Source organism: Dietzia sp. NCCP-2495 (genome assembly GCF_026011735.1).
Taxonomy (GTDB): Bacteria; Actinomycetota; Actinomycetes; order Mycobacteriales; family Mycobacteriaceae; genus Dietzia.
In genome coordinates, this window is sequence record NZ_BRVN01000023.1 from 1 (window position 1) to 21860 (window position 21860).

A 21860-nucleotide genomic window follows, 5' to 3' on the forward strand; every position below is an offset into this window, starting at 1 on the left:
CAGAAATGGGTGGATGCCAACGCCGAGTGCGAGCGCAACAAGGACTGGACACCGCTGGCGGACTTCTTCACCGAGGACGCCACCTACGGCTGGAACTACGGCACCAAGGACGACTTCATGGCCGTTGGCCGTGACGAGTTGCGTGACCTCGCCTTTGGTCAGGAGATGGCCGGCCTCGGGGGATGGCAGTACCCCTACATCCGGACGATCATCGACCCAGAGACCGGCGATGTGCTGTGCCTGTGGAAGCAGATCGCCCGCGACACCGTCGATCCGCGGACGGGCCGGCCGTACGAGGTGCACGGCCTGGGCGGCTCGTGGTTCCTCTACAACGGGAATCAGCAGTGGGCGTGGCAGCGGGACTTCTTCGACTTCGGCAACGTCGTGGACCTGTTCATGCGCATGTATGAGGCCGACGCCTTGACCCCGTCGATGAAGGCTCGCTTCGAGGCTGCCGGCGGCAAGCCCGCCGGCTGGTATCGGATCGAGGACAGCCCGGCGACCCTATGGCCGGTCACCGGACCGACGGAAGTCTGATGCGAACAGCCGTCGCCGTTACCGGCTTCTGCCAGCGTCGTAGGTCCGCCACCGGTCACGGCGACGGCGTCGTTTCGGCCCCAGTCGAAAGGAAGCCATGAAATTCGCCGTCTCTACCGCCTGGATCCCGCATGAACAATTGGCCCCGATTGCCAAGGCAGCCGATGAGCTCGGCTACTCCTCACTCGCGCTACCCGACCATGTCGTCGACATCGCAGACATTCAAACTCCGTATCCCTACACCGAGGACGGCAGTCGGCGTTGGGCGACAGGCGCGGAGTGGCCCGACCCTTGGGTGACCGTCGGACACCTCGCTGCCGTGACCTCCAGAGTGCGGTTCTTCACTTCTGTGTACATTGCCGCGATGCGATCGCCCTACCAGGTGGCCAAGACGGTCGGCACTGCGGCCGTACTGTCCGGTAACCGGGTCACTCTCGGCGTGGGAGTCGGCTGGTGCCGTGAAGAATTTGACCTACTCGAGCAGCCCTTTGGTACACGTGGCCGGAGAACTGACGAAGCACTCGAACTGATCCGTCGCCTGTGGGCGCCCGGGGATGTCGAGTACGAGGGCCAGTTCTGGAATACGCCGAAGCTGACGATGGAACCGACGCCCTCAGAGCGGGTGCCGATCTATGTCGGCGGGATCTCGGATGCCGGATTCGCTAGAGCCGCCCGGTACGACGGGTGGGTCGGTGACCTCTGCACGATAGACGAAGGAGCCCGATGGGCGGCCGCGCTTCGCGCCGAGCGGGATAAAATCGGTGCGACTGGGGAGTTCCAAGTGATCGTTGCCCTTACCGATGCGATCACGCCGGACGATTTCCGTCGGGCGCGACAACTCGGAATGACCGAGACGATGACCGCACCGTGGGCCTACTACTACGAACTCGACGCCACGCTCGAACAAAAGCTCGACGGAATGGCGCGGTTCTCTGACGACGTCATAAGCCCCCTCGCACACGACTGACCAGCAGTCCTGCAAACGTTTTGTCCCCGCAGCAGGCGAGCTGGCCGTAGTGGTTTAGTTTCCTTTCGCCTTACCGCCGAAATCCAGCGTGTCCATGGGGTTGGCCACGGCCGTCACGGACACCGTGCCCAATGGGCCCTCGCGATCGAACACTTCCGCAGTAGCTACCGAGACCCCATCCCTCTGAACGTGGTCGAGGGCGCGCAATCCGACCTCCATGCTTCCCGGTCGGCGAGCCAGCATCAGACTGAGATCGGAGTTGATGTATGGAACGCCTCCGCTGCCCCAGTTGCAGACCATGTTGGCCGTATCGGCTATTCCCGCGGTCGCTTGAAACGTCGTGCCGGGCTCATCGAGCACGATCGGCACCAACTGATGCCACATCTGGTGTCGCCCCTCGTTCTGGTGGTCCTCGAACCGGTTCGACCAGGGCTCCGAACTGGCCATGCACGGAGGTCCCCCCATCAGTTCTTTCGCGAGATCACGGCTCGGTGGAACGGGCCTGTCCTCGAGCCCCCATATCGCGCCCGGCGGAGATTGCGAAGGCCTGAGGAACAGGCAACTCGCGCGTGCTGTCTGTTGCTGCCCTTGAATCAGGGATACGTCGATCAGGGTCAGGCGTGTGCTACTGCGGACGACTTCCGTGCGTAGCCTGGTCGGACTCATCCGACTCGGTCTAAAGAGATCGACATGAAATCGGGAGGGAACGAATTCGGCCCGTCCTAGGCGGCCTATCGCCTCTTCTGCCCCACAGGCCAGGAGTCCGCTCACAGCCACACCGTGTAGGTGGTCCACATTCCACTCACTACGGCTCAAATCCAGTGGCTCGAACACCTCGTCAGTACGGCGGAAGTACGCCGGGATCATATCGTCGCGGACCAAGGCCGCCATCACGCCTCCCCGACAATAAAGAGCGGCAAGGATCGTCTGGGTTCAAAGGTAAACTCCGAGCCGGTGCTGAACTTGGTCACCGCCACCTCGTCGGACTCGGAAATCGGTTCATCCCGTCGCACAATTGTGCCTTGCCATTCGCCGACGGCAGCTCCGGTCGTCACCTCGATGTCCAGATGGGGATCCACGGCACGGACGGCAGCGCGAAGTGGTGTGAACCACTCGGGCCCGCACAAGGCGATCCAGCCATTGTCTTGGTGGACAAGGGAGGGGCGGACGAGCAGGCAAGCGCCGTCTATTTCGGCGTTCACGTAGGCGGCCGGGTTGAGCATCGGGTGCGCAGCCAGCAGCCGGGCTGCGGCATTCACCGCGTCGTCCTGCTCTGCTAGTGCGAGCGCCCGTGTCAGCCTCTCACCGGCGACCCCGGCGATACCCACGAGTTGCTTGCGACGGATCTTGACCGTGTCGTCCGCTGAGTCGGTGCGCGCATCGACCGCGATTGCGAACGCATTATCCAGAAGTGCCATCTGCACACAGATTTCATCCGCAATCCGGACCAGGCCGGAATGCGAGAAGGCCAAGAAATCAACATCGGACATGAGTGCGCCGCTGTAATCGGACAGCCCCTCGTCGCGCGGGTCGATCGGTGTCAACTCGACCGTCGCCGCTCGGGACCGTTCGTTGACGGCGAGGGCGGATACAGGCTCCGGCTCCGGAAAAGAGTCGTCGATCTTCACCGTCCACGCGCAATGCGGTGCCCGGTCCGCAGGGACACGCGGCGGCCGGTGAATCGGACGGACCTGAGCGTGCGGATTGGTCGCTATCGCCGTGGCGTCGAACGTGGGGTCCTCGATGTCATGGCACATCCCACGGACATAGTCCTCTCCCATGGGTTCGACATCCATGAGCGCACCACAGTGATCGAGGTGGAACTCGCCGGACCACCGGTCGTGCACGATGTACCGGAAGTCCATGAACTGAGGGGGAGCACCGATGTCCAGTTGCAGCCCCTTGAAAATCGTCGGGACGTCTCCGCGACCCGGCTCTTCAGGGGAAAAATCGAGTGCCTTCTGCATGCGTCGTGTATAGATCGGACTTGCTGCAGCCCATTCCTCAATCGCGATCTGGAGCATCTCCTCGCGACCGAAAGCGGAGATGCACCAGGGCATTCCCGCTCGGTCGATGAGCTGCCCGATCAGGAGTAACTCTGGCACGATCACCGCAAGTTCCTCGCGTGTGAAGTCGGCGTATCGGCTGGTTTGATTCACTGGGCTGCTCCTCGACATGCTGGTGGTCCACTGCTTCTTATTCGCACTCACGGCGACAGGCCCAAACGGTCCGCGAGCTTGTCCAGATAGGTCAGGACCGCCTTCTCATCTGCGTCCGGTACGCCCCAGATGAGTTCAGTAGCTCGGGCGTCGGCCCAGTCCTGGAAGTCCTGCTGGTCGGGCTTCTTCGCCACGAGAACGCGGATATCCGGTTCGCCACTTCTTCCCTCCTCCGCCCAAGAGGCACGAAGCCTTCCGGCGTTCTCCGAAACGTTGGTGCTGGTCGGGGTGGTCATCCACCCGTCGGCATGCGCGGCGATCCAGGCGAAGGTCTTGGGTCCCGCGCCGGCACCGATGATCACCGGAATCCGCCCTTGCGGAGGTTTGGGATGTGCCCAACTCGGCCCGAAGGACACGAACTCCCCGTCGTAGGACGCCTCTTCTTCGGTCCACAAAGCGCGCATTGCTTCCAGATATTCCTTCAGAACGCCCCGGCGCCGGGCGGCTGGAACGTTGTGGTCAGACAGTTCGTCGGTATTCCAGCCGAAGCCCGCCCCGAGAGTGACCCGCCCGCCGGAGAGGTGGTCGAGCGTGGCCAGGGTCTTGGCGAGAGTGATCGGATCAGATTCCACGGGCAGTGCCACCGCTGTCGCCAGGCCGATCCGTGTTGTGACAGAAAGGCACGACGCTAGAGAGACCCACGGGTCCAAGGTGCGCATGTACCTGTCGTCGGGAAGATCCTCACCGCCCGTGGGGTGAAGTGCGTCCCTCCGTACCGGGATATGGGTGTGCTCGGGCACATACAACGTGTCAAACCCCCGCTCTTCAGCAGCTACGGCCAGCCGAGCGGGAGCAATGCCCCGGTCCGAGGTGAAGAGAACGACGCCATTTCGCATACATACACCCTAGGCGCTGAACTACTCTAATGGAGAGGTGTTCAGACAATTGTCTAGACGACTGTCTTGTATTCGCGCCCGGATCACGGCACAGGCGACCCGACAGTCCATGAAATCTTCTCGAGGGAGTACGAAATGACCGAAGAATTCAACATCGGGCTGGCCCATGAGGCGATCAGTGAAGCCCTCCCGGACCGCGAAGCGATCGTCTGGCGAGACCGCAGACTGACGTTCGCGGAGTTGACCGACCGCAGCCGCCGCCTGGCCACCTACCTCCACCAGGCAGGGCTAGGCCTCCGTCGGGAACGCGGCGCCCTCGCCTCCCACGAGTCCGGCCAGGACCACGTGGCGCTCTACCTCTACAACGGCAACGAGTACCTGGAGGGGATGCTCGGAGCGTTCAAATCACGGTGCGCCTCGGTCAATGTCAACTACCGGTACGTTGCAGACGAGCTTCGCTACCTTCTCTTGAACTCGGAGTCGAAGGCGATCATCTACCACGCCAGATTCGCCCCGCTACTTGCCGAGATCCGAGACGAGCTACAAGACATCACACTGTGGCTCCAGGTCGCGGACGACTCCGATGAGCCTCTGCTTCCCGGCGCGGTGGACTATGAAGAAGCACTAGCGTCGGTCCCGGCAGAGCTGCCGGATGTCGGCCATTCGCCGGATGATCTTTACATGATCTACACGGGCGGAACCACCGGCATGCCCAAGGGAGTGCTGTGGCGACAGCACGACATCTTCATGTCGGCGATGGGGGGCCGAACCCCGGGAGTATGGGACCCGGTGACGAGCTACGAAGAAGTGGTCGATCGCGCGGTGAACGGCATGGGAGGCGCGATGCTCATGATTCCGCCGTTCATGCACGGAGCGGCCCAGTGGTCGGCATTCATCCTCATGCACCAAGGGGCGAAGATCGTCATCCCGGATGAGAACCGCCGGATGGACCCCGCCGACGTCTTGAGGACCTTGGAGCGGGAAAAGACCAGCACCATCACGGTCACCGGCAATGCGGTGATGCGCCCGCTCCTGGAGGAGATGCGGACCGGTGCTTATGACCTCTCGAGTCTGTCGATCATCGGCAACGGCAGCGCTGTGCTGTCGGCAGAGCTCAAAGAGCAGGTACTCGACCTGTTGCCCAATGCACTGATCAACGACTCCGTTGGCTCGTCCGAGACCGGGGCGCAAGGATCACATCTGTCTGCCCGCGGGGCAGCCGCCACAGGCCGCTTCGGGCCCGGGCCAGGGGCCGTAGTCCTAGACGAAGATCTGGAACGCCTTCATGAGCCCGGACACCATGCGTTGGGATGGCTAGCGCAGTCGGGATGGGTGCCCTTGGGTTATCTCAACGATCCTGACAAGACGGCCCGCACCTTCCCGGTTGTCGACGGCCGACGGTATGCGGTACCTGGAGACAGGGCCCGTCTCCTGGCGGACGGAGAAGTCGAGGTTCTGGGAAGAGACTCCGTTTCCATCAACACCGGCGGCGAAAAGGTCTTCGCGGAGGAAGTCGAGAAGGCCATCAGCACCCACCCTTCGGTTCGGGACGTCAACGTTTGCAGCCGCCCACACGACAGGTGGGGAAACGAGATCGTTGCGGTTGTTGAGCTGGCCGAAGGCCAAACAGTCTCCAAAGCCGATCTGACCGAACATGCTGCTCTGCACATCGCCGGTTACAAAGTCCCTAAAGACTGGGTCATCGTCGACCGGATCCAGCGCTCGCCCTCGGGCAAAGCCGACTACCGGTGGGCCCACAAAGTGGCAGCACAGTCACAGCAGTAGGCCCCACTTGGAGGCGAGGCCTCGGACCGGATCGGTGGGAACTGGGCGTTCGACAATCCCAACGGCAGCTCGAGCGCGTACCGCTCGCTGCACATCGACACCTCCAAGCATCAGTTGAGCTTCCGGGATTTCCCGATGCCGGAGGAGTTCCCGAACTTTCCACACCACACCCAGATCAAGCAGTACCTGGACTCCTACGCGGACGCGTTTGACCTACTCCGATCCATCGAGTTCGAGACCCGCGTGGTGCATGCGCAGCGACTGCCCGACGGCGGCTGGGAGCTGACCACCGAGCGCACAGGCGCGGCAGCAGAGGCAGCGGACGGGGAGTCGTCAGAGGCGAGTCCGGACGGGGCGGGCCGCGAGACCCGCCAGTTCGACCTGCTGGTGGTGGGCAACGGGCACCACTGGGATCCGCGATGGTGGAGAAGCGCTGGAAGACGCGGACGGGGTCGTCGCTGGACAGGACGGTCACGGCGGAGCGAGCGTGATGCGACTGGTGCGGGTGGCAAGGCCGGCCAGCACGACGTCGGGGGCGGAGACGGCGAAGTCAGGACGGCGGAGCTCGCCGATGCCGAACGCGTCGACACCCACCTCGTCGGCGAGCACGCCCTGCTCCACGAGGTCACGCAGGACCTGCGCCTGGTGGACGGGGCGGCCGGCGCGGTCGACGGTGACGTCGCCGAAGGTGTCGAGGCCAAAGGCCACGTCGTGCGGTGGGGTGGGTGACGACGACGAGGTCGGCGTCGCGGGATCGTGGGCAGCGGCGGATGAGGTCCTGCTGGCAGCATAGTTGATCCGTCATCTACATGGTGGGGTGTGCCACCCGGGCGCGGGAGGCGCGGACGTACCGGGCGATCATCCGGTCCATCACCCCGGGCGCGAGTCGCTGCAGTCGCCACGTGGCCCGGGCGCGGGCGGGCTCGATCACGAGAGCGCGGTTGCGGGCGACGCCGTCGAGCACGCTCGCCGCCAACCGGTCGGGGTCCAGCGGCCGACGCACCCCCTGGCCGTCGAGGTAGAAATGCCGACCGTCGAAGCCGTCGAGTTCACCCTTGTCGAGGATCGCGGTGTCGACCGCCGCCGGGCACACCACGGTCACGCCGACCCCGTGACCGGCGGCCTCGGCGCGCAGGGACAGCCCGAGCCCGACGACCGCGTGCTTGGTCATCGCGTAGCTGGTGATGAGCCCCGCCGGGCACAACCCGCCCATCGACGCGGTGAACACGATCGCCCCGGCCCCGCGGTCGATCATGTGCGGGTACGCGGCGTGCACGCAGTGGACCACGCCACGGACGTTGACGTCGATGATCGCGTTCCACTGCTCCAGGGTGAGCTTCTCGGTGTCGCCGCCCCAGGTGATGCCGGCGTTGGCGAACATCAGGTCCAGCCCGCCCCGGGTGGCGACCATCTCCTCGACGAGGGCCGAGACGGCGGCGGCATCGGTGACGTCGAGGTGCGCCGGTTCGGCACTCCCCGCCGCTGCCGACCCGGCGCCGGGGCCGGACCTCGTCGTCGTCACCCCCTCGGCGACCCGCCGCGCGGCGGCGAGGTCGATGTCGGCCACCACCACGTGCGCACCGGCCGCCACGAGGGCGCGGCAGAGGGCCGCGCCGATCCCGGACCCGCCGCCGGTGACGACGGCCGACGCCCCGGCCAGCCGCGGGCCGCGGAGGGCGGTCACCGACCTGGGCGATTTCATGCGAACGCCCTGGTCGCCAGTCCGAGCACATCCGGGTAGCGGCGCAGCTGGGCGCCACCGTCGATCGCCAGGTCCTCCCCCGTCATCCAGTCCGCCGCGGCGAGGTGGAGCACGGCGCGGGCGACGTCCTCCGCGGTCCCGCGGTGGGCGATCGCGGAGTTCTCGGCGTACTCCTCGGCCAGGCCGGGGATCTGCAGGACGGGCTCGGTGAGCGGGGTGACGAGGAAGCCCGGCGAGACGGTGTTGACCCGCACCCCCCGCTCTCCCAGCTCGAGGGCCGCGACCTGGGCGAGCATCACCAGGCCCGCCTTGGCGGCACAGTAGGCCGCCATCCCCCGACCGGGCTGCCGCGCGTTGAGCGAGGCGATCGCGACCATCGACCCGCCGTCCCGGACCGCCCGGCCACCGTGCTTGAACACCAGGAACGCGCCGGTCAGACACACGTCGACGACCCGACGGAATTCCTCGGTGTCGTGGTCCGTGACCAGGCCCAGCGTGCTGACGCCGGCGGTCGTGACCACCAGGTCCGGGGCGCTCCCGGCGAACAGCGCCTCGACCGACGCCTCGTCGGTCACGTCGACGGCGCACGCCCGGTGCGCCGGGCCGAGTTCGGCGGCGCGGGCGGCGGTCGACTCCGCGTCGAGGTCACCGATCGTGACCTGCCACCCCCCGGCGGCGAGAGCGCGGGCGGTGGCCCACCCGATCCCCGACGCCGCGCCCACCACGACGGCGGACCGGCCGCGGGCGGCCACATCGGAACCGTCCGAATTGCTTTCGCGGTCAGGGGTGGGGACGTGTGTGCGATCCGTGTCCACGGGGCCTCCAGTAGGGTTGACGGCCGGCCTCGGCGGGGCGGTTCGCCGGGCCGGAGGAAGCTGTTGACGACCGTCAACACGGGCCATAGTGTGATCCGCGCCATAGCTTCTGTCGGCGAGTCTGCCTCGCCGAGGGATCCGCCGAAGGGGTTCGCATGAAATCGACCTGCACCATCGCCGTGATCGGCGCGGGCATCAGCGGCCTGACGACGCTGAAGATGCTCCGCGACTACGGGATTGACGCGGTGTGCTTCGAGGCGTCGGACCGGATCGGCGGAAACTGGGCGTTCGACAATCCCAACGGGAGCTCAAGCGCCTACCGCTCGCTGCACATCGACACCTCCAAGCACCAGCTGAGCTTCCGGGACTTCCCGATGCCGGAGGAGTTCCCGGACTTCCCCCACCACAGCCAGATCAAGCAGTACCTGGACGACTACGCCGAGGCGTTCGGCCTGCTGCCGTCCATCGAGTTCGAGACGCGGGTCGACCATGCCGAGCGCCTGCCGGACGGCGGGTGGGAACTGACCACGTCGCGCACCGGGTCGGCCGTACAGCCCGGGGCCGGCGGGGTCGCGACCCTCCACTTCGACGGGCTCGTGGTGGGCAACGGGCACCACTGGGACCCGCGCTTCGCCGACTTCCCCGGCGAGTTCACCGGGGAGATGATCCACTCCCACGCCTACGTCGACCCGTGGGATCCGCTGCACCTCATGGACAAGAAGATCCTCGTGGTGGGCCTCGGCAACAGCGCTGCGGACATCGTCGTGGAGCTGTCGTCCAAGGTCATGCGCAACGAGGTGACGCTGTCCACCCGGTCGGGAGCGTGGATCGTGCCCAAGTACATCGCCGGCAAACCGGCCGACAAGTACTTCGCGACCTTCCCGTACATCCCGTACTCGTGGCAGCGGAAGGCCACCCAGGCGATGCAGCCGATGTCGGCGGGCCGGCCGGAGGAATACGGACTGCCCACCCCCAACCACAAGTTCTTCGAGGCCCACCCCACGCAGTCCGTCGAACTGCCGCTGCGGCTGGGCTCCGGGGACGTGGTGGCCAAGGGGGACATCGCCCGGCTGGACGGCCGGACCGTGCACTTCACCGACGGCACCAGCGGCGAGTTCGACGTGATCATCCAGGCCACCGGGTACAACACCACTTTCCCGTTCTTCGACCGGGACTTCCTGTCCGCCGACGCCCACAACCACATCCCCCTCTACAAGCGGATGTTCTCCCCCGGCATCGACGACCTCGCCTTTGTCGGCTTCGCCCAGTCCACCCCCACCCTCTTCCCGTTCGTCGAGGCCCAGGCCCGGCTGGTGGCGGCGTGGGCGGCCGGGCTGTACCGCACCCCGCCGGTGCCGGAGATGGAGCGGGTGATCGTGGAGGACGAGAAGAAGTACATCGGCCACATGCTCGACACGCCCCGCCACCAGCAGCAGGTCGACTACTTCCTCTACGAACGGGATCTGCGCACCCGCGAGATCCCCCGCGGCCTGGCCCGCGCCCGCGCGCTCGGCGCCGCCCTGCCCTCCCGGGCGACGGCGTGACCCCGGCCGCGCCGCCGGCGAACACCTCGCCGCGCGGCGACCGACGGCGCGAGGCGCTGCTCGCCGCACTCGACGAGCGGCTCCGCACCACGGCGCTGGACGACATCTCGGTGGCCGACCTCACGGTGTCCGCGGGGATCACCAGGTCCGCGTTCTACTTCTACTTCGACTCCAAGGCCGCCGCGGTGGGCGTCCTGCTGGCCGCGGTCCAGTACGAGGCCCGGGCGGCGGTCGAGACGATCGTGGGCGGCGAGGGGGACTTCCGCACACGCGTGGCCGGGGCCCTCGAGAAACTCACCGACCGTGTGTTGGAGAACGCCCACATCTACCGGGCCCTGCTCACCGCCCGCAGCAAGCACGAACAGACCCGGGCGCTGTGGAACGAGGGCCGTCACGCCCTGGCCGCCCCGATCGCCGCGTTCCTGCGCGACGAGCGCACCGCCGGTCGGGCGCCGGACGGCGTGGACCCCGAGGCGCTCGCCGTGGGACTGATCCACATCAACGAGACCGTGCTCGAGCAGCTGGCCTACGAGATCGACGCCCCCCGCGAGCCGTTGCTCACCGTCGCCACCGACATGTGGGTCCGCTCGGTGTTCGGCCGACCCGACCCCGCGGTGGACGCCGCGTCAGATGCAGGGAGAACCTCATGACCAGCCCCGTCGACATCGCCTTCCGCTCCGGGTCGGGGCCGGACGCTGCCGAGTGTCGGGGCTGGTTCCTGCCCGCCGCCGGCGGGGCGGAGAGCGCCGGTGACGCCGCCCGCGCCGGCGAGGCGGGCAGCCCCTGCGTTGTGCTCGCCCACGGACTGGGCGGCACCGCGGACTCCGGCCTCATGCCGTTCGCGGAGGCGTTCGCTGCCGCCGGGTACGCCGCGCTCGTCTTCGACTACCGCGGCTTCGGGCGCTCCGACGGCCAGCCCCGCCAGGTCGTCTCCCCCGCCCGCCAGCAGGACGACTACCGGGCCGCCATCGCCGCCGCGGCCGCACAGCCCGGCGTGGACCCGGACCGGATCGTGCTGTGGGGCTGCTCGCTGTCCGGCGGGCACGTGCTCGAGGTGGCCCGGGGCCGGCGGGACGTGGCCGCGGTGATCGCGGTGGTCCCGCTGGTCGACGGGCGCGCCGCCGCCCTGACCGCGGCCCGCCAGCACAAGCCCACCGCACTGCTGCGCGCGACGGGCACCGCGGTGCTGGCCAGAGCCGTGGCCGTGGCCGGCCGGCCCGAGCCGATGGTCCCGCTGGCCGGCCCGCCCGGCTCGACCGCCCTGCTCTCGCTCGAAGGCTACGAGGAGGCCTACACGTCCGTGGCGGGCCCCACCTGGCGAAACGAGGTGGGCGCCTCGATCGGGGCGGAGCTGGGCTCGTTCCGGCCCGCCAAGAATGCGGCCGACCTCGTCGTCGTCCCCACGCTGTTCCAGATCGCCGACCTGGACCGGGCCGCACCACCGCACGCCGCGGCGACGGCGGCCTTCGCGGCGCGCGCGGAGGTCCGGCACTACCCGGGCGACCACTTCGACCTGTTCTCGGGCCGGCCGTGCCACGATCGCGCCGTGCGGCACGCCCTCCACTTCTTGCGCCGCCACATACCGTGACGTACATCACTAACTCTTCTTGTTGACATATCACGGACACGGGCTTAATGTTGGTGACACAACAACAAGAAGTCCTCCGGCCCCGCAGCCGGGAACAACCACCAAGGAGTCACCATGACCACCCAGCTCAACGACCTGACCGGCACCTGGACCCTCGACGACACCCACACCCGCCTGGGCTTCGTCACCCGCCACGCCATGGTCACCAAGGTCCGCGGCTCGTTCAACGACTTCACCGGCACCGTCACCGTCCCCGAGTCGGGCATCTCCGGCGCCGAAGCCAAGGTCACCATCAACGCCTCGTCGATCGACACCCGCAACGCCGACCGCGACGGCCACCTCAAGTCCAACGACTTCTTCGACATGGAGAACTACCCCGAGATCACCTTCACCTCCACCAAGATCGAGCCGAACGGCGACGGCGGCGTGGACGTGACCGGCGACCTCACCATCAAGGGCCAGACCAAGTCCATCACCATCCCGTTCTCCTACGAGGGCACCGCCACCGACCCGTTCGGCAACCTCCGCGCCGGCTTCGAGGGCACCACGGTCATCAACCGCAGCGACTTCGGCCTCTCCTGGAACGCCGCGCTCGAGACCGGCGGCGTGCTGGTCTCGGAGAAGGTCACCCTCGAGATCGAGGTCTCGGCCATCAAGAGCGCCTGACCCGCGTTCCCGGCGTCTCACGCCACCCCTCGGACGCGCGGTGACCTCTCAGGCACCCCGACAGCGCTTCGGCGCCCCTCCGGCGCGCGGCGGTCCACTTCCCACCGCCGCGCGCTGACCCCTCAACGACACCGCCCTCACCTGCGAGCCAGGTGAGGGCGGTGTTCTGTGTTCTCCGTGCCGCGCGAGCCGGCCCAGCGCCGCGCGCGAAGCCCTTGCGCCCCGCGCGGAGAGACGGATCAGTCGACGACGACGAGGACCGCCGTGTGCGATCCGTCGGCATCCTCCCAGGTTCCACTGAGGGTCCCGGGCGAACCGATGAGCGGATGGTCGGCCTCCGCGTCGTTCTCCTCGGAGATCACGCGGATCACCTGCGGGGCGTCCACTCCGACCGCCGGGCCGTCGCCGCCACCGCGGATGTTGACCGGGGACGGCGTGACGCTGCCCTCCTCGACCTGCAGATGGTCGGCAGCGGTGTCGCGGTGGCTGATGACACGACGGACCTCGGCCTGGTAGACGGGATCTGCCGGGGCGTCGTAGACCCAGCGGCGGCCGAGAACCGAATGCTCCATGGTTCCGACCAGCGCGTCCTCCCCGCCCTCGAGCTCGGCACCGCGATAGGTGACCGGCACGTGGAAGGTGCGCGTCCCGTCGGAGAGGAGAAAGCACTCGATGCCGACCTCGCCGGCCGGATCGACGAACCGGTACGCCGTCACCTGCTCGAGGGACTCGACGGCGCCGTCGAACCACACCTGCTCGCCGACCCACGACCGGAGAAGATCGAGCTTCCCCGGAGCGAGGACGGCGTCATAGATCTCAGCGGTTCCACTCATGCGCTAAGAATCCCCCACGGAGTGCGGTCCGGCAAACGACAGCTCCGCCGGCGGGCTCAGTGAAGAAGAATTCCCCGCGGGAGCATTCGTCCTGCGCAGTGGGTTAAGCGTTTCCCGTCAGTCGCCTGTGCTGTGACAGTCATCACTGCAAACTGGCGTTCACGGCAATTACGGTCGCCGCCGTGACCCGCGGATTTCCCACGGGCATCTCGACGGAAGGTGACATCACGATGAAGAAGACCATTGCCGTAATCGGCTCCGCCGCCGCCCTGTCCTTCGCCGGCGCAGGCCTGGCCGCCGCCGAGGACGTCGCCACCGACGACCAGGCCCAGACCCCCGAGACCACCGAGGTCGACACGACTGCCGGTGAGACGACCGAGGGCGACGACGCCGCCGACGCCACCACCGGCGACGACGCGACGGAGGACGGCGCGACGGACGACGTGGACACCCCGGAGGAGGTCTCCGCGATCGCCCAGCAGCTCTGCGGCTCCATCTCGGCGTATGACTTCCTCGGCTCCGCTGAGGGCACCGTGCCCGGCCTGTCGGGCGAGGAGTGCGAGGCCAACGCTGACGCCGCCGTCCAGGCCGCGATGACCGGTGACATCGCCGGCGCGCTCGACATCCTCAAGGGCATCGAGGCCGAGACTCCCGACGAGGGCGATGACGCCGAGGACGCCGGCTCCGCTGGCATGCTCGGCTCGCTGACCGGTGACAACGCCGCTGATGACACCGAGGGCGACGACACCGAGGCCGGCGAGACCGCGCCCGAGCAGCCCGCGTTCGGCTCCTGATTGCACCGCCTGAGCGGGGCCCGCGACTCTGAGCGGACCCCGCGCCCGCCGGTCTGACACTGGCCGCAGCCTGGTCATGGCTGCAGCCTGGCTAAAGGCCGCAGCCTGATGCTGGAGCCCGACTGGTCACCGACTAGGCGCTCCGCTCCGTGAACTCCCGCGCCCGCTCCGGCGGACGCGGGAGTTCATTTATAGGGCAGGTGTGAGCGTCGAGCCCATGAGCGCCCAACCCCGCAGCGCGCTGGCCCCGGCTCGGACGCGAATCGGCCTCACCCCAGCCTCTGCTTAGCCCCTCCCCTGCCTCTGCTCAGCCTCGCACCGGCTCGATACTGCGCTGACGTCGACCTTGTCGACACCACTGCGATCCTTGTCGCCGCCACTGCGGGAATCGGGCCCCACTTTCGCAGTGGTGTCAACAAACCCACCGAGAACCCGGGCCAACGCCACGTCTGGAACCCGGGCCAACGCCACGCCCGGCTAAACCTCGCCCCGAAAAGCCCTGGCCAAACGCCTGTGACGGTGATCGAAGAGCGCCCCGACCACTGCGCGGACCAGCGGCGTCGAAACCAGCGCCCGTGGCTGCGCGCGCAGGGTGTCGGTGACGCGCGTGATGCCGTCCGGCAGCGCGTCGAGCTCGCGCCGGTGTTCCCAGACCCGCGCCGACCCCAACCGGGATCGCTCCTGGAGTGACGGGGCGCGTCGATCTCGGTGATCACCAGGTCGTCGAACTCCACCGGGACCAGCCCACCCAGCAGGATCCACGCGCGACCGGCCGGTTCACCCAGCGGCAGGTCGGCGATCGACTTCCCGTCCAATCGCTGCGGGAACCGCATGGTCAGCAGGGGCCCGAACTCATCGGCGACCCCCTGCGCGGTCACGACGCGTGCCCACACTTGCTCGCGCGTCGCCTGGACCGCGCTCGACCGCACCACCTCGACGTAGCGCCGTCTGCCCTGGCTCATGCCTTCCGAGCCTAAGCGCCGGCGAGGAGAGGCGGTAGGCCTCGGCAACAACCGGCGCCAGCACACGCGACCGGCGAGAGGCACCAGTCACGCCCGCCGAGAAGCCCCGGCGCCCCCGGCGCAGACGCTCGGGAAGCAACGCCCAGGCGGCACTCACCCAGGTAGCGTCCCCGGCATGAGCGACCCCACCGGCCCGGCCGCACCCGCCGACCCCGCCGACCCCACCGGCCCGGCCGGCCCCGCCGCGCCCGCCGTCCGCGAGATCTGGATCCCCCGCGACGGCATGGAGCTGCGTGCCATCGATTCGGGCCCGCCCGGCGGCGAGCCGGTGGTACTCCTGCACGGTTTTCCGCAGCGCGCCTCAAGCTGGGACCTCGTCGTGCCGATGCTGCACGCCGATGGATTGCGCACAATCGCCCTCGACCAGCGCGGATACTGCGCCTCGGCGCGGCCGCGCGGGCGCCGACCGTACCGTCTGACCGAGCTCGTGGGCGACGTCCTGGCTCTGCTCGACCACTCCGGCCTGTCCAGCGCCCATATCGTCGGTCATGACTGGGGCGCGGCCGTCGCGTGGGGCATCGCCGGCAACCACCCCGAGCGCGTCCGCTCGCTGACCGCCGTCTCCGTGCCGCACCCGACGGCGTTCCTCAAGGCGATGGTGACCTCCGATCAGCTGCTGCGGTCCTGGTACATGGGCTTTTTCCAGCTGCCGTTCATCCCCGAACTGGTCCTGAACTCGGCGGGCCCGCTGCCCGTCAAGGCGCTCGCCGGGATGGGGATGACGAGCGAAATGATCGAGCGCTACCGCGAGGAGATGGTCGGAGCCGGCGCCGTGCGCGGCGGACTGGGCTGGTATCGCGCCCTGCCCTTCGCCTCACCCCGGGGCGCGACCGCGCGCGTCACCGTGCCCACGACGTTCGTGTGGAGCGACGACGACCCAGCGCTCGGACGCGGCGGTGCGGCCCTGACCGAGCGTTTCGTCGACGGCGACTACCGGTTCGTCGAGCTATCCGGCGTGAGTCACTGGATTCCCGAGGAGCGGCCAGTCGAGCTGGCCAGCGCGATCTCCCGGCGGGTCCTGGGCTCGGCCGACTGAGCTCTGCCGACAGAGCTCGACCGCGCCGACGCACTCGTCACGGCTCGGGCAGAAGCTCGTCGTCGTCACTCCTCGTCGGACACCCACGGCGGCGGGATGGTCGCGGCCACGCCCGCGGCGACCAGCGCCATGGCCCCGCCGAACACCAGCCCCGTCCGCAGGCCGAGTTCGGTGGGCACGAACAGCCCCTGGAAGTCGGTCGACATCTGGGTGAGGATCACGCCGAGCACCGCTGCGGAGGTGGTGGTGCCGATGGAGCGCATGAGGGTGTTGACGCTGTTGGCCGAGCCCATCTCCGTGGTGGGGACCGACTCCATGATCAGCGCCGGCATGGCACCGTAGGCCAGTCCCACTCCGCCACTGGTGATGACCCCCGCGATCATGACGCCCCAGGTGCTGCCCATGAGAAACAGTCCGGAGAAGTAGCCGACCGCGATCACGATCGAGCCCAGGACCAGCGTCGTCTTGGGTCCGCGGCCACTGATGAGACGGCCGCTGATCGGCGAGACCGCCATCATCGCCAGGCCCGCCGGCGCGGACCACAGGCCCATGGCCACCATTGACTGGCCCAGTCCGTGACCGGTCGCGACCGGGAGTTGCAGGACCTGCGGGAAGATGAGCAGCTGCGCGTACAGCCCCATGCCGACCGTCACCGACGCGATGTTGGTGAGCAGCACCGGCCGTCGGGCGGCCACACGGAGGTCGACGATCGGCGATCGATGCCGCAGGACCCACCGCGCCCACAGGGCGAACGCGGCGAGCGCCAGGGCGAGCAGTCCCAGTGTCGTCGCGGAGGCCCACCCCCAGTCGGCGCCTTTGGAGATCGCGAGCAGCAATGCCACCAGTCCGACTCCCAGGCCGAGCGCGCCGACCAGGTCCAGTGTGCCGTCGGGCTTCGCCGCGGGTCGCTGCGGGATCGACAGTCCCATCGCCACGGCGGCCACCACGCCCAGGACGGCCGAGCCCCAGAACATCCACTGCCACGACCCGTACTGGGCCAACGCGGCGGCAGCCGGGAGTCCGAGCGCACCGCCCACGCCGAGGGAGGAGCTCATCAGGGCGATCGCGGAGCCGAGGCGGGCCGGCGGCAAGACCTCCCGCATGGTGGCGATCCCGATCGGGATCACGCCGATCCCCACGCCCTGGAGCGCACGCCCGATGATCATCGGCCACAGCGAGTCCGACAGCGCGCAGACGACCGAGCCGAGCACCATGACCAGCGCGCTTCCGATGACCACGTTCTTTTTGGAGTACAGATCGCCGAGCCGCCCCATGACCGGGCCCGCCACGGCCCCGGCAAGAAGGGTCACGGTGACCACCCAGGAGGCGTTGACCGCACTGGTGCCGAGAATCGACGGCAGGACCGCGAGGAGCGGGATGACAAGGGTCTGACTGAGCGACACGACGATCCCGCCGAACGCCAGTACCCAGACGAGGCCACGGTCGTCGCGGGGCATGGCGTCGCCGTTCGTTATTGGTGCACTCATCCCGCATCCCTTCACGAAGCCCTTCGTCGGACACTACAGACAGGTGTCGATTCAGTCTCATCGTCATGTCGCTAATGCGCCCACCTGCGGGATCGGCACTTCTCGCCCCGGGCCGGGCGTGGCCGGTCGGGCGGGCACCCTTGTGGGCGACGACGTCCGGTATCACCATGTGGCACATGAGCATTCGAACCAGTGCCAGAAGGATTGATAAGCGCAGTGTTCGTTCCGTTCTCGGTGTGGCCGGGCTCGCCCTCGCGACCACGGTCGCCGTTCCCGCGACAGCGGGCGCCCAGACCATGCCCGATACGGGGTCGGTCGGCGGCTCGGCGGAGACCATGCCCTCGCTGACCCCCGCCGAGGACCGAATGGTGGCCACCGGCGGCTCCCCCACCGGCACATGCTTCGGTGCGATGTCCGCGACGATCGACCCAGACGGCTACCCGCACAGCTCCCAGGTCGCGTAGGCCGCCGGCGTGGTCGGCGTGGGCTCCTGCGATCTCACCGCCACGGTGTCGTGGAGGAACCTCGACACCGGCGAGAGCGGCGAGAAGGTCATGGAGGTGCCCAGCCCGGCATTCCTGCCCATTGGCAACATCGCCCACCCGAAGGACACGCTCATCCCCACCGGGCCCGGACAGGTCGAGTACACGCTCACCACCAACGGCGGCGCCTCGGCGGACCCGATCACCGTGGAGACCCCCGCGTACGAGGAGTAACCGGCGCCGCCGGGTCTGCGCCCGGACAGGTCCCACGGACTCGCGGCGGGCGGCGCGCGGCGCGCGGCAGGCGGCAGGCGGCAGGTCTGACCTGAGCCGTCACTCCGATCAGCGTTTCCCCAGGTCGCCAAAGCGGAGTCCGTACCGGAGTGACGGCTCACGCGTGCGCTTGCGCGGGCATGGGCGTGGGCGTGGGCGTGGGACTCAGTCGAGCAGCGCCTGCGCGGCCAACCGCCAGTCGGCCACCGGCGGGACCAGCACGTTCTCGCCCAACACCTGCACGAGCACGGTCGAGGCGCCCGCATCGAGGTGCTCCTGCACGCGGGCCCGCGTCGCCTCGAGACCGCGCGTGACCAGGGCCGACTTTAGGCGGTCGCTGCCGCCGCGCACGTAGTCCGACTCGTCGAAGCCCTGCCGGGTCCACGAGTTCCGGTAGTTCGGCAGACCCGTATAGACGTTCAGGTGGTCGTGGGCGCGGGAACGCCAGAGCTCGTCGTCGTCGACCCCGTCAGCAACCACCGCGGCGTGTTCCACGACCAGGGCCGGCCCCGACTCCCCGGTCCCGCCGAGGATCTCGCGCGCCTGCGCGGTGTGCTCCGGAAGCGTGAGGTAGGGGTGGGCGCCGGCGGTGCGGTCGCGCGCCAGCTCCAGCATCTTGGGGCCGAGCGCGGCGAGCACGACCGGCGGCATCGTGTCCTCCCCGGCGGCGAGGGCGCGCGTGCCGTCGAGAGCATCGAGGTACTCGCGCATCGCCGACAGCGGCCGACCGTAGTTGTGCCCGCGATGCCGCTCGACCAGCGGCGCGTGCGACACGCCCAGGCCGAGCACGAACCGGCCCGGGTGCAGCGCCTCGAGGGTCCGGGCGGCGGCGCCGGCGGCGGAGGCGTCGCGGCCGTAGATGTTGGCGATGCCCGTGCCGATCGCCATTCGCCGCGTCGCGCCGAGGTACATCTGCGCGGCGGTGAACGCCTCGCGGCCCACGGCCTCGCCGAACCAGAGGGAGCCCCAGCCCTGGTCGTCGAGCTCACCGAGGACGTCGGGCAACTGCGCGGGCGCCAGCCCTTCGAGCGAGCCGGTCCACAGGCCGACCCGGCCGAGATGGGCGCGGCCGGCGGGGGTTTCGCGGTCGGCGTGGGCGCGGTCGGCGGAGCTCGCGGTGGTGCTGGCGGTCGGGTCGACGTGATCACTCATAGCGCCGAGTGTGCCGGACATGGACAGCTGTCTGGGCCAAACGCCCGCGCCCGCCCCCGGAGCCGGTCCAGACTGGCCTGGAACGTGTTGCAGAACAGTATCGAGGAGACGAGACGCCGATGTTCGAGTGGTCCGAGACCGATCTGATGGTGCGCGACGCGGTGCGCGGCTTCATCGACAAGGAGATCCGCCCGCAGATCGACGCGTTGGAGAGCGGCGAGATCACGCCGTACCCGATCATCCGGAAGCTGTTCGCCGAGTTCGGCATGGACACGATGGCGCGCGAGAGCACCGAGAAGGCCCTGGCCAGGGAGCGGGCGGAGGCGGACGGGAATGCCGCAGGGAAAGCCACCGGGAAGGACGACGACGACAACGCCAGCGCCGCAGACTCCGGCGGCGGTGGGCAGGACTCGATGATGGCCGTGGTCACCAGCGAGCTGTCCGCCGTGAGCCTGGGGCTGGTGACGGCGCTCGGGGTGAGCATGGGGCTCGGCGCGGGGACCATCCGGTCGCGGGGCACGCTCGCGCAGAAGGAGCGGTGGCTCTCCGGGATCGCGAGCATGGAGAAGATCGCCTCCTGGGCGATCACCGAGCCGGACTCGGGCTCGGACGCGTTCGGCGGGATGCGCACCTATGTGCGGCGCGACGGCGAGGACTACATCCTCAACGGTCAGAAGACGTTCATCACCAACGGGCCGTACGCGGACGTGATCATCGTCTACGCCAAGCTCGACGAGGGCGGCGCCGCGACGGACGAGGACAAGCGGAATCGCAAGGTGCTCACCTTTGTGCTCGACAAGGGCATGGAGGGGCTCACGCAGGGGGCGCCTTTCAAGAAGATGGGGCTGGCCTCATCCCCCACCGGCGAGCTGTTCTTCAACGACGTGCGGCTGGGGCGCGACCGCCTGCTCGGCGAGTCCGAAGAGCCCCGCGGCGGGGACGGCCGGGAGTCGGCGCGCGCGAGTTTCGCGGCGGAGCGGATCGGGATCGCCACCATGGCGCTGGGGATCATCAACGAGTGCCGCCGGCTGTGCATCGACTACGCCCGCGAGCGGACGCTGTGGGGCCAGGAGATCGGTCGGTTCCAACTGATCCAGCTCAAGTTGGCGAAGATGGAGGTCGCCCGCATCAACGTGCAGAACATGGTCTTCATGTCCATCGAGCGGGCCCGGGCCGGCAAGCCCCTGTCGCTGGCGGAGGCCTCGGCCATGAAGCTGTACTCCTCCGAGACCGCCACCGAGGTGGCGATGGAGGCCGTGCAGCTGTTCGGCGGGAACGGCTACATGGCCGAGTACCGGGTGGAGCAGCTCGCGCGCGATGCCAAGTCGCTCATGATCTACGCGGGCAGCAACGAGATCCAGGTGACCCACATCGCCAAGGGGCTCCTCGCGCACTGAGGTTCTGGTCCGTCCGAACGGTTGCTCCTGCGTCCGGCTCTCGTACCGTCGTGTCATGGCCACCGAGATGTTGCACACGTACATGCAGGACCACCACGCCGGTGCCGCCGCCGGGATCGACCTGTTCCGCCGCGTGGCCGAGGACCACGGGGATCCGGAGACCAGGAAGATCGTCTCCCGCATCGGCGACGATACCGAGGACGACCTGAAGATCCTCGAGGAGCTGATGACGCTGGCGGGGACGTCACCCTCGATGCTCAAGGACCTGCCCGCCAAGGCCGCCGAGAAGTTCGGACAGCTCAAGCCCAACCGCCGGGCCGCCGAGCGTTCCCCGCTGAGTGACCTCGTCGAGCTCGAGGCACTGACCCTCGCCGTGACGGGCAAGACGCTCGGCTTAAAGGCTCTGCTCGACATCGACGACCCCCGGCTTCCCCGGCCCACGCTGGAGAAGCTGGTCGAGCGTGCGGATCAGCACGGACGCGAACTGGAGAAGCTCCGTCTGCGTTGCACGGAGGCGCTGAAGAAGAAGTGACCCGGCGGGGCGGCCCGGGACGCCGTGCCGCCCCGCCCCCACCGCTCGCACGGGCCCAGTGGCAGAACAACGCCGTCGGCGCGCCCCTCGACGCGAACCTGGCCACCCCGGAGGAGCTCGACGTCGCCGGGCGGCATATCCCCGATGAGAAGCTCGCCGAGAGGTTATCGTCACCGACTCCGTCGACGAATTC

21 protein-coding genes and 3 pseudogenes are annotated in these 21860 nt (G+C 68.4%); 14 read left to right on the plus strand and 10 right to left on the minus strand.

What is annotated here, in order from left to right; translation table 11 throughout:
- On the plus strand, positions 1–537 hold a 537-nt coding region (locus OPF83_RS14755; RefSeq protein ID WP_264888340.1), incomplete at its 5' end, for a nuclear transport factor 2 family protein.
- Between the two features lie 97 nt (positions 538–634).
- Entirely contained in the window at positions 635–1504 is an 870-nt protein-coding gene (locus tag OPF83_RS14760; protein ID WP_264888342.1) for a TIGR03619 family F420-dependent LLM class oxidoreductase, read from the plus strand.
- Positions 1505–1558: 54 nt separating this feature from the next.
- Here the strand turns inward: OPF83_RS14760 and OPF83_RS17550 are convergent, their stop codons facing one another.
- The 4 genes and pseudogenes from OPF83_RS17550 to OPF83_RS14775 form a co-directional block, all read right to left on the minus strand.
- On the minus strand, positions 1559–1951 hold the full coding sequence (locus OPF83_RS17550) for a hypothetical protein (protein WP_375546278.1): 393 nt from the start codon (positions 1949–1951) through the stop codon (positions 1559–1561).
- Between the two features lie 117 nt (positions 1952–2068).
- Positions 2069–2395: pseudogene (locus OPF83_RS17555) on the minus strand (acyl-CoA thioesterase domain-containing protein); the annotation flags it as partial.
- On the minus strand, positions 2395–3663 hold the full coding sequence (locus OPF83_RS14770; protein ID WP_375546277.1) for a hypothetical protein: 1269 nt from the start codon (positions 3661–3663) through the stop codon (positions 2395–2397). The pseudogene OPF83_RS17555 and the gene OPF83_RS14770, both read right to left, overlap by 1 nt.
- A 47-nt stretch (positions 3664–3710) precedes the next feature.
- Positions 3711–4559 carry an LLM class F420-dependent oxidoreductase gene (locus tag OPF83_RS14775; RefSeq protein WP_264888344.1) on the minus strand — a complete coding sequence of 283 codons (849 nt, stop codon included), beginning with the start codon at positions 4557–4559 and terminating at the stop codon, positions 3711–3713.
- A 135-nt stretch (positions 4560–4694) separates the two neighbouring features.
- Between OPF83_RS14775 and OPF83_RS14780 the strand changes: the two genes are divergently transcribed.
- Positions 4695–6344 (plus strand): acyl-CoA synthetase, encoded by a 1650-nt coding sequence (locus tag OPF83_RS14780; RefSeq protein WP_264888345.1) that lies wholly within the window; start codon positions 4695–4697, stop codon positions 6342–6344.
- Between the two features lie 15 nt (positions 6345–6359).
- Positions 6360–6767: pseudogene (locus OPF83_RS14785) on the plus strand (NAD(P)/FAD-dependent oxidoreductase); the annotation flags it as partial.
- On the opposite strand, the pseudogene OPF83_RS14790 reads toward OPF83_RS14785, so the two are convergent.
- The 3 genes and pseudogenes from OPF83_RS14790 to OPF83_RS14800 form a co-directional block, all read right to left on the minus strand.
- Positions 6756–7052, minus strand: a pseudogene (locus OPF83_RS14790) (LLM class flavin-dependent oxidoreductase); the annotation flags it as partial. The pseudogenes OPF83_RS14785 and OPF83_RS14790 sit on opposite strands and share 12 nt — an antisense overlap.
- A 97-nt stretch (positions 7053–7149) precedes the next feature.
- Positions 7150–8046 (minus strand): SDR family oxidoreductase, encoded by an 897-nt coding sequence (locus OPF83_RS14795; RefSeq protein WP_264888347.1) that lies wholly within the window; start codon positions 8044–8046, stop codon positions 7150–7152.
- A complete protein-coding gene (locus OPF83_RS14800) occupies positions 8043–8798 on the minus strand; it encodes an SDR family NAD(P)-dependent oxidoreductase (protein WP_264888385.1) in 756 nt (251 codons plus the stop codon). Before OPF83_RS14800 ends, OPF83_RS14795 begins: the two co-directional genes overlap by 4 nt.
- Before the next feature lie 218 nt (positions 8799–9016).
- Between OPF83_RS14800 and OPF83_RS14805 the strand changes: the two genes are divergently transcribed.
- From OPF83_RS14805 to OPF83_RS14820, 4 genes are all read left to right on the plus strand, one after another.
- Complete coding sequence (locus tag OPF83_RS14805; RefSeq protein WP_264888349.1) at positions 9017–10405, plus strand: NAD(P)/FAD-dependent oxidoreductase; 1389 nt, start codon at positions 9017–9019, stop codon at positions 10403–10405.
- Positions 10402–11055 (plus strand): TetR/AcrR family transcriptional regulator, encoded by a 654-nt coding sequence (locus tag OPF83_RS14810; RefSeq protein WP_264888350.1) that lies wholly within the window; start codon positions 10402–10404, stop codon positions 11053–11055. The genes OPF83_RS14805 and OPF83_RS14810 overlap by 4 nt, the downstream gene beginning before the upstream one ends.
- Entirely contained in the window at positions 11052–11993 is a 942-nt protein-coding gene (locus tag OPF83_RS14815; RefSeq protein WP_264888352.1) for an alpha/beta hydrolase, read from the plus strand. Before OPF83_RS14810 ends, OPF83_RS14815 begins: the two co-directional genes overlap by 4 nt.
- A gap of 114 nt (positions 11994–12107) precedes the next feature.
- The gene (locus OPF83_RS14820) at positions 12108–12659 is read left to right on the plus strand and encodes a YceI family protein (RefSeq protein ID WP_264888353.1); all 552 of its coding nucleotides are present in this window, start codon (positions 12108–12110) and stop codon (positions 12657–12659) included.
- A 239-nt stretch (positions 12660–12898) separates the two neighbouring features.
- Here OPF83_RS14820 and OPF83_RS14825 read toward each other — a convergent pair whose 3' ends face one another.
- Positions 12899–13492, minus strand: coding sequence for a hypothetical protein (locus tag OPF83_RS14825; RefSeq protein WP_264888354.1), 594 nt, complete (start codon positions 13490–13492; stop codon positions 12899–12901).
- A gap of 182 nt (positions 13493–13674) precedes the next feature.
- On the opposite strand from OPF83_RS14825, the gene OPF83_RS14830 reads away from it, so the two are divergent.
- The gene (locus OPF83_RS14830) at positions 13675–14286 is read left to right on the plus strand and encodes a hypothetical protein (protein WP_264888355.1); all 612 of its coding nucleotides are present in this window, start codon (positions 13675–13677) and stop codon (positions 14284–14286) included.
- 1245 nt (positions 14287–15531) lie between these two features.
- The gene (locus OPF83_RS14835) at positions 15532–16344 is read left to right on the plus strand and encodes an alpha/beta fold hydrolase (protein WP_264888386.1); all 813 of its coding nucleotides are present in this window, start codon (positions 15532–15534) and stop codon (positions 16342–16344) included.
- A 65-nt stretch (positions 16345–16409) separates the two neighbouring features.
- On the opposite strand, the gene OPF83_RS14840 is transcribed toward OPF83_RS14835, so the two are convergent.
- A complete protein-coding gene (locus OPF83_RS14840; protein WP_264888356.1) occupies positions 16410–17831 on the minus strand; it encodes an MFS transporter in 1422 nt (473 codons plus the stop codon).
- 176 nt (positions 17832–18007) lie between these two features.
- On the opposite strand from OPF83_RS14840, the gene OPF83_RS14845 reads away from it, so the two are divergent.
- Both OPF83_RS14845 and OPF83_RS14850 read left to right on the plus strand, forming a co-directional pair.
- Positions 18008–18295, plus strand: coding sequence for a hypothetical protein (locus tag OPF83_RS14845; RefSeq protein ID WP_264888358.1), 288 nt, complete (start codon positions 18008–18010; stop codon positions 18293–18295).
- Between the two features lie 9 nt (positions 18296–18304).
- A complete protein-coding gene (locus tag OPF83_RS14850; RefSeq protein ID WP_264888359.1) occupies positions 18305–18547 on the plus strand; it encodes a hypothetical protein in 243 nt (80 codons plus the stop codon).
- 204 nt (positions 18548–18751) lie between these two features.
- Here OPF83_RS14850 and OPF83_RS14855 read toward each other — a convergent pair whose 3' ends face one another.
- On the minus strand, positions 18752–19738 hold the full coding sequence (locus OPF83_RS14855; protein ID WP_264888360.1) for a TIGR03620 family F420-dependent LLM class oxidoreductase: 987 nt from the start codon (positions 19736–19738) through the stop codon (positions 18752–18754).
- Positions 19739–19857: 119 nt separating this feature from the next.
- On the opposite strand from OPF83_RS14855, the gene OPF83_RS14860 reads away from it, so the two are divergent.
- The gene (locus tag OPF83_RS14860) at positions 19858–21135 is read left to right on the plus strand and encodes an acyl-CoA dehydrogenase family protein (RefSeq protein WP_264888361.1); all 1278 of its coding nucleotides are present in this window, start codon (positions 19858–19860) and stop codon (positions 21133–21135) included.
- A gap of 55 nt (positions 21136–21190) precedes the next feature.
- Entirely contained in the window at positions 21191–21667 is a 477-nt protein-coding gene (locus OPF83_RS14865; protein ID WP_264888362.1) for a hypothetical protein, read from the plus strand.
- The last annotated feature ends 193 nt before the right edge of the window (positions 21668–21860 follow it).

Coding starts and splice junctions, on each gene's coding strand:
- OPF83_RS14760 (WP_264888342.1), top strand. CDS start 635: ATGAAATTCGCCGTCTCTACCGCCTGGATCCCGCATGAACAATTGGCC.
- OPF83_RS17550 (WP_375546278.1), bottom strand. CDS start 1,951: ATGGCCAGTTCGGAGCCCTGGTCGAACCGGTTCGAGGACCACCAGAAC.
- OPF83_RS14775 (WP_264888344.1), bottom strand. CDS start 4,559: ATGCGAAATGGCGTCGTTCTCTTCACCTCGGACCGGGGCATTGCTCCC.
- OPF83_RS14780 (WP_264888345.1), top strand. CDS start 4,695: ATGACCGAAGAATTCAACATCGGGCTGGCCCATGAGGCGATCAGTGAA.
- OPF83_RS14795 (WP_264888347.1), bottom strand. CDS start 8,046: ATGAAATCGCCCAGGTCGGTGACCGCCCTCCGCGGCCCGCGGCTGGCC.
- OPF83_RS14805 (WP_264888349.1), top strand. CDS start 9,017: ATGAAATCGACCTGCACCATCGCCGTGATCGGCGCGGGCATCAGCGGC.
- OPF83_RS14815 (WP_264888352.1), top strand. CDS start 11,052: ATGACCAGCCCCGTCGACATCGCCTTCCGCTCCGGGTCGGGGCCGGAC.
- OPF83_RS14820 (WP_264888353.1), top strand. CDS start 12,108: ATGACCACCCAGCTCAACGACCTGACCGGCACCTGGACCCTCGACGAC.
- OPF83_RS14825 (WP_264888354.1), bottom strand. CDS start 13,492: ATGAGTGGAACCGCTGAGATCTATGACGCCGTCCTCGCTCCGGGGAAG.
- OPF83_RS14835 (WP_264888386.1), top strand. CDS start 15,532: ATGGAGCTGCGTGCCATCGATTCGGGCCCGCCCGGCGGCGAGCCGGTG.
- OPF83_RS14840 (WP_264888356.1), bottom strand. CDS start 17,831: ATGAGTGCACCAATAACGAACGGCGACGCCATGCCCCGCGACGACCGT.
- OPF83_RS14845 (WP_264888358.1), top strand. CDS start 18,008: ATGAGCATTCGAACCAGTGCCAGAAGGATTGATAAGCGCAGTGTTCGT.
- OPF83_RS14855 (WP_264888360.1), bottom strand. CDS start 19,738: ATGAGTGATCACGTCGACCCGACCGCCAGCACCACCGCGAGCTCCGCC.
- OPF83_RS14860 (WP_264888361.1), top strand. CDS start 19,858: ATGTTCGAGTGGTCCGAGACCGATCTGATGGTGCGCGACGCGGTGCGC.
- OPF83_RS14865 (WP_264888362.1), top strand. CDS start 21,191: ATGGCCACCGAGATGTTGCACACGTACATGCAGGACCACCACGCCGGT.